7 protein-coding genes are annotated in these 6,161 nt (G+C 31.3%); all 7 read left to right on the plus strand.

The window, feature by feature from the left end; genetic code table 11:
* Nucleotides 1-214: 214 nt before the first annotated feature.
* Nucleotides 215-2,137 carry a threonine--tRNA ligase gene (gene thrS / locus HXZ69_RS14825; RefSeq protein WP_286496427.1) on the plus strand — a complete coding sequence of 641 codons (1,923 nt, stop codon included), beginning with the start codon at nt 215-217 and terminating at the stop codon, nt 2,135-2,137.
* Between the two features lie 59 nt (nt 2,138-2,196).
* Complete coding sequence (gene infC / locus HXZ69_RS14830; RefSeq protein WP_236688239.1) at nt 2,197-2,706, plus strand: translation initiation factor IF-3; 510 nt, start codon at nt 2,197-2,199, stop codon at nt 2,704-2,706.
* A 59-nt stretch (nt 2,707-2,765) separates the two neighbouring features.
* Nucleotides 2,766-2,963, plus strand: coding sequence for a 50S ribosomal protein L35 (rpmI, locus tag HXZ69_RS14835; RefSeq protein ID WP_038337133.1), 198 nt, complete (start codon nt 2,766-2,768; stop codon nt 2,961-2,963).
* Nucleotides 2,964-3,058: 95 nt separating this feature from the next.
* The gene (gene rplT, locus HXZ69_RS14840; RefSeq protein WP_038337134.1) at nt 3,059-3,403 is read left to right on the plus strand and encodes a 50S ribosomal protein L20; all 345 of its coding nucleotides are present in this window, start codon (nt 3,059-3,061) and stop codon (nt 3,401-3,403) included.
* A gap of 135 nt (nt 3,404-3,538) precedes the next feature.
* Nucleotides 3,539-4,204, plus strand: coding sequence for a phosphatase PAP2 family protein (locus HXZ69_RS14845; protein ID WP_286496428.1), 666 nt, complete (start codon nt 3,539-3,541; stop codon nt 4,202-4,204).
* Entirely contained in the window at nt 4,188-4,970 is a 783-nt protein-coding gene (locus HXZ69_RS14850) for a nitrilase-related carbon-nitrogen hydrolase (RefSeq protein WP_286496429.1), read from the plus strand. The genes HXZ69_RS14845 and HXZ69_RS14850 overlap by 17 nt, the downstream gene beginning before the upstream one ends.
* 145 nt (nt 4,971-5,115) lie before the next feature.
* Nucleotides 5,116-5,841 (plus strand): hypothetical protein, encoded by a 726-nt coding sequence (locus HXZ69_RS14855; RefSeq protein ID WP_286496430.1) that lies wholly within the window; start codon nt 5,116-5,118, stop codon nt 5,839-5,841.
* Nucleotides 5,842-6,161 lie beyond the last annotated feature (320 nt).

The following is a 6,161-nucleotide window of genomic DNA, read 5'->3' on the forward strand; positions in this document are numbered from 1 at the left end:
TGAACTCGTTATAGTGTACTCAAACTCTTTTCTCTTCTTTTTATACTACAATTTAAGATTTTCAAATCTAAAGGAACTCGTTTCAGTATGACATCTAGTTAATATTTAAAATATTCTAAATAATCAATAATCAAACAAAATCAACCCTTTAAAAATTTCGTCAACTTACAGAAAATTCGTAATTTTGCATCCTAGTACAAATTCTAAAAGTAAGATGATAAACATTTCTCTTCCAGATGGAAGTGTAAGACAGTATGAGAGTGGCGTAACTCCTATGGACGTGGCGCTAAGCATTAGTGAAGGTTTAGCACGTAATGTAATTTCGGCTATAGTAAACGATCAACAAGTTGAAACAACAACCCCAATCACCACAGATGCAACGATCAAATTGTTAACCTGGAATGATGAAATGGGTAAAAAAGCTTTTTGGCATTCATCTGCTCACTTATTAGCGCAAGCTATTTTAGAGTTTTATCCAAATGCTAAATTAACTATTGGACCTGCGATTGACAAAGGTTTCTATTACGATGTTGATTTTGGTGAGGATAAATTTACAGAAGCTGATTTTGCGAAAGTAGAAAAAGCAATGTTAGAGAATGCAAAGAAAAAAGCTGAATTCAAATTATATTCAGTTTCAAAAGCAGAAGCATTAGAGACATACAAAGACAATGAATACAAAACAGAATTAATCTCTAATCTACAAGATGGAGATATTACATTCTGTACACACGATAATTTTACAGATTTATGTCGTGGTGGACACATTCCAAACACTGGAATTGTGAAAGCTGCAAAAATCTTGAATGTTGCGGGAGCTTATTGGCGTGGAGATGAGAAAAACAAGATGTTGACTCGTGTTTATGGTATTACATTCACAAAACAAAAAGATTTAACAGAATATCTTGAGTTATTAGAAGAAGCAAAAAAACGTGATCACCGTAAATTAGGGAAAGAATTAGGTTTATTTGCTTTCTCTGAAAAAGTTGGTGCAGGTTTACCACTTTGGTTACCAAAAGGAGCTGCTTTGAGAAGAAAATTAGAAAACTTCTTATTGAAAGAGCAACAAAAAATGGGTTACGAAATGGTAATTTCTCCACACATTGGTCAAAAAGAATTGTATGTAACTTCTGGTCACTATGCAAAATATGGTGCAGATAGTTTTCAGCCAATTAAAACGCCAAACGAAGGAGAAGAATTCTTGTTAAAACCAATGAACTGTCCACATCATTGTGAGATTTACAAAACATCTCAATGGTCGTACCGCGATTTACCAAAACGTTATGCAGAGTTTGGTACAGTTTATCGTTACGAACAATCAGGAGAATTACACGGTTTAACGCGTGTTCGTGGATTTACTCAAGATGATGCTCACTTATTCTGTACACCAGATCAATTATTAGAAGAATTCAAAAAAGTAATTGATTTAGTATTATATGTATTTACAAATCTTGGATTTGACAATTATTCGGCTCAAATCTCATTAAGAGATCCAGAGAATAAAGAAAAATACATCGGATCTGATGAAAACTGGGAAAAAGCTGAACAAGCAATTATCACAGCATCAGCAGAAAAAGGTTTACCAACAGTTGTAGAATATGGCGAAGCTGCATTCTATGGACCTAAGTTAGACTTTATGGTGAAAGATGCATTAGGACGTCAATGGCAGTTAGGAACAATCCAAGTGGATTATAATTTACCAGAACGTTTTGATTTAACTTACACTGGAGCAGACAACGAAAAACACAGACCAGTAATGATTCACCGCGCGCCATTTGGCTCTATGGAACGTTTCATTGCCATTTTGTTAGAAAATACAGCAGGTAATTTACCACTTTGGTTAACACCAGATTTATTCACAATTTTACCAATTAGTGAAAAATATGTGGAATATGGAGAAAAAGTATTAAATTTGCTGGCCGAAGAAGAAATTAACGGACTGATTGACAGTAGAAACGAGAAAACTGGTAAAAAAATCCGTGATGCCGAAATCGGTAAAATTCCTTTCATGTTAATCATCGGTGAAAAAGAAGCAGAAAACGGTACAGTTTCTGTAAGAAGACACGGAGAAGGTGATTTAGGAGAGATGACGATTCAAGCGTTTATCGATTTCATGAAAGAACAAATCAAATTAAAATAATTTAAAACAGAATAACTATCGCAATTAGAAGAAAAGGCGGCAGAGGTCCAGCCAGAGTAATTAAGGAAGATCAACACAAGATCAATGATAAGATTGACGCGAAAGAAGTACGCGTTGTTGGAGAAGGTATAGAACCTGGTGTATATCCAATAGCTAAAGCTTTAGAACTTGCAGAAGAACAAGGTTTAGATTTGGTAATGATCAGTGAAAAAGCCATTCCACCTGTTTGTCGTGTCGTAGAGTACAAAAAATTCTTATACGAACAAAAGAAAAAAGAAAAAGAACTTAAAGCTAAACAGCAGAAAGTTGTCGTGAAAGAAATTCGTTTCGGTCCTCAAACAGATGATCATGATTACGAATTCAAAAGACGTCACGCAAGATCTTTCTTAGAAGAAGGTTCAAAATTGAAAGCGTATGTTTTCTTCAAAGGACGTTCTATTATCTTTAAAGATCAAGGAGAAATCTTATTGTTACGTTTAGCTCAAGAATTGGAAGATGTTGGAAAAGTAGAACAAATGCCAAAACTTGAAGGTAAAAGAATGATTATGATGATGGGACCTAAGAAATAATTAGGTTCTTATCATCTTACAAAAAATAAAAAACGTTTTAATTTTAAATATTTGTAATCATGCCAAAATTAAAAACAAAATCTGGAGCGAAAAAACGTTTCAAATTAACAGGAACAGGTAAAATTAAAAGAAAACACGCTTTTAAAAGCCACATCCTAACAAAAAAAGAGACTAAACAAAAGAGAAATTTAACTCAAACTGGTTTAGTTGATCAAGCTGATGTTCATTCAGTAAAACAACAATTAAGATTAAAATAAGAACGTGTTCTTATTTGGTTTATTAATTCATTATTAACCCTGTCGATGGGCCTTAAAGCAGAGCAATCTCGCCCACTACAAAAAAATTAAAAATTATGCCAAGATCAGTAAACGCAGTTGCGTCAAGAGCTAGAAGAAAAAGAGTTTTAAAACTTGCAAAAGGATATTACGGAAGAAGAAAAAACGTTTGGACTGTTGCTAAAAATGCAGTAGAAAAAGGTTTAGTATACGCTTACCGCGATAGACGTCAAAAGAAAAGAAATTTCCGTGCGTTATGGATTCAAAGAATTAACGCTGGAGCAAGATTACACGGATTGTCTTACTCTAAATTTATGGGAGCTATCCACAAAGCTGGAATTGAATTAAATCGTAAAGTTTTAGCTGACTTAGCGATGAACAATCCAGAAGCTTTCAAAGCAATCGTAGAAAAAGTAAAATAATTTTTTTAAACAATATTAAAACGTTTTAAAACTTGGCTATTTAGTCAAGTTTTTTTTTTTGCTTAAATTTGAATGAATGTCATTCTAGACTTATTTGGAATCTCATCATAAATGTTATTTAAAAACCCAACTCAAATGAATCAACAAAAAGATTTATTTCTAAGAATTTGGCCATTTTTTGTCGTTTTTTTTATCTACAATTTTGCTGCAATTGCTATGACGCAATATTATGGTCGCGACGAATTACATCTGCATTTCAATCAATACAGCAATCATTATCTCGATAAACTCTTTGTTTTTTATACCGATTTTGGAACCTATTATTTATTTTTTATACTTCTTGGTTATCTATTTTGGAAAACAACTCGAAGATATTTTTATTATTTATTAGTTTCTGGAGCAGTTGCAACAACAATTAGTGTATTCTTTAAGAATGTCTATTTCGAACAAGTTTTACGTCCTGGATATTATTTTACACAGAAAAAAATAGACATTATTCTAGTCAAAGATTATGCGATACAAATGGATTCAACTTTTCCATCAGGACATTCATTAACAGCGGCAATAATTTCGATGACTTTATGTTTATTAACCAAAAACAGATGGTTACAATTATTTTTTGCACTTCATTTTCCAAGTATCGCAATTAGTAGAATCTACTTATCGCGCCATTTTGCGATTGATACCGTTGGTGGTTCGTTTATTGGTTTTTTTATATTTATCTTTATGTATTACATCATCAACCAATCTAATAAACCAAAATTAGATCAAAAATTTATTAACAATGGAGATTCAAAATAAACTTAAAATATCATTAATACAATACGATATAATCTGGGAAGATGCAAAAGCTAATCACGCTTATTTAAATGAATTATTAGCCAATCATCAAACTGATATTATATTGTTACCAGAAATGTTTGCTTCGGGATTTTCGATGAATGTAGAAAAAATTGGTCAAAAACCTTTTGGAGAAACCTTCGAATGGATGCAACACAAAGCCAAAGAATTGAATTCTGTGATTGCTGGAAGCATTTCTACACATGAAAACGATAAATACTATAACCGATTTTATTTCATCTGTCCAAGCGGCTCTATTTATATTTACGATAAGAAACATTTGTTCAGTTACGGAAAAGAAGCTGGGGTATATTCTGCAGGAGATAAAATTGTAACGATAGATTATAAAGGATGGCAAATTCGTCCTATTGTTTGCTACGATTTACGATTTCCAGTTTGGATTCGCAATACTGAGGAAAATCCCTACGATTTGATACTTTGTAACGCTAGTTGGCCAAAAGCACGTCGAGAAGCTTGGATTTCACTCCTAAAAGCTCGAGCAATCGAAAATATGGCTTTTATTGCTGGTGTAAATAGAATTGGCGTAGATGGCTATAATCTCGAGTATCAAGGCGATTCGCATTTATTTGATACATTGGGACAAGATTTGGAAACAATTAACAATCATCCCGAAATTTTACAGTTCGAAATTGATAAAGAAGAACAAGATAAAACTCGAAAGCATTTCAATTTTCTAAATGATCGCGATTCATTTTATTTTGGATAAATACAAGCTCAACTTTGGTTGGGCTTTTTTTTGTATGTGTAATTCTTTTTTATTCATATATTTATGGATAATGAATATGAATGGATAACACTTGTAAAAGCATCTATGAAAGCTACTACAATTGATATTTCGATAATAATTAATTATGAAAAAGATATTTATATTTCTATTCTTTATATTATTGGTACTTTCTGCAACTTATACTTTATATTTAGTTCGTAAGACTTTTAATAATTATCAATTTGAATCTTATAATGAACTTTATTATAAAGTTCCACCTGTAAATAATGCACAATTTAAATCGTTAAAATCTTTTAATTCTCACTTGTTTTCAATTGTTGACGATAAAAACTTAAAGAATATTACAGTAAATTTCGATTCCAAATCAAATAAAGTAAGGCAAGTAAATTTAAATTACACATACAATCCTGAAACAATTGATGATAAAATAAAATCAATCATAAGGATATATAACTTAGGAGAAATTATCGAAATTAATAAAAGAATGATGAAAAAAATATCATTTTTTCGGAGTCCTGATGTATATAATTTTGAAAATACTAAATATGAAGAAATGTACTTTCCAGATGATTTCTTTATACATAAACCCATTGTAAATTATAATATAAAAGGAAATCCCATCGATTCAATTATAAATGATAGAATAAAGCTTTATGCTTTAAAAGGTATGGTTGAGCTAGATATTAACAATGATTATAAACCTGATTTATTAATTGAATCAAAAAACGAAAAATCTTATATGATTACTGGTTTTGTTGAGATAGACAAGAACCTATTTTTCCTATATTATTTAGATAATGATTCTATTAAAAAAATAAATGATCTATATAAATTAATAAATTTCAAATAATTTATAGTGCCTAACAAAAATTAATTTGGGCGTTCCCTTCGGTCGGACTATCCGTTCCAATCTTTTGTAGAAGAAGATTCAATTTCAAGTAAGAAAGTTCCAATTCCTACAAAAGGATTTTTACTACTATCCCTAACGCGGGTTATAAGTTCTGAGTTTTGAGTGATAAGTTATAAGACATAAGACTTAAAGGAATAGGAATAGAAGTTAAACTATCCCCTTGAGGAGATTATAGGGCTGTTTTCGAGTTATGAGTTGTAAGTTCTGAGTTAGTTGTAAAAAGGAAGCTTCCTTTTTATCAAGAAGAAGCTTCTTGTTGA

This window comes from Empedobacter sp. R132-2, from assembly GCF_030324375.1.
GTDB lineage: Bacteria > Bacteroidota > Bacteroidia > Flavobacteriales > Weeksellaceae > Empedobacter > Empedobacter falsenii_B.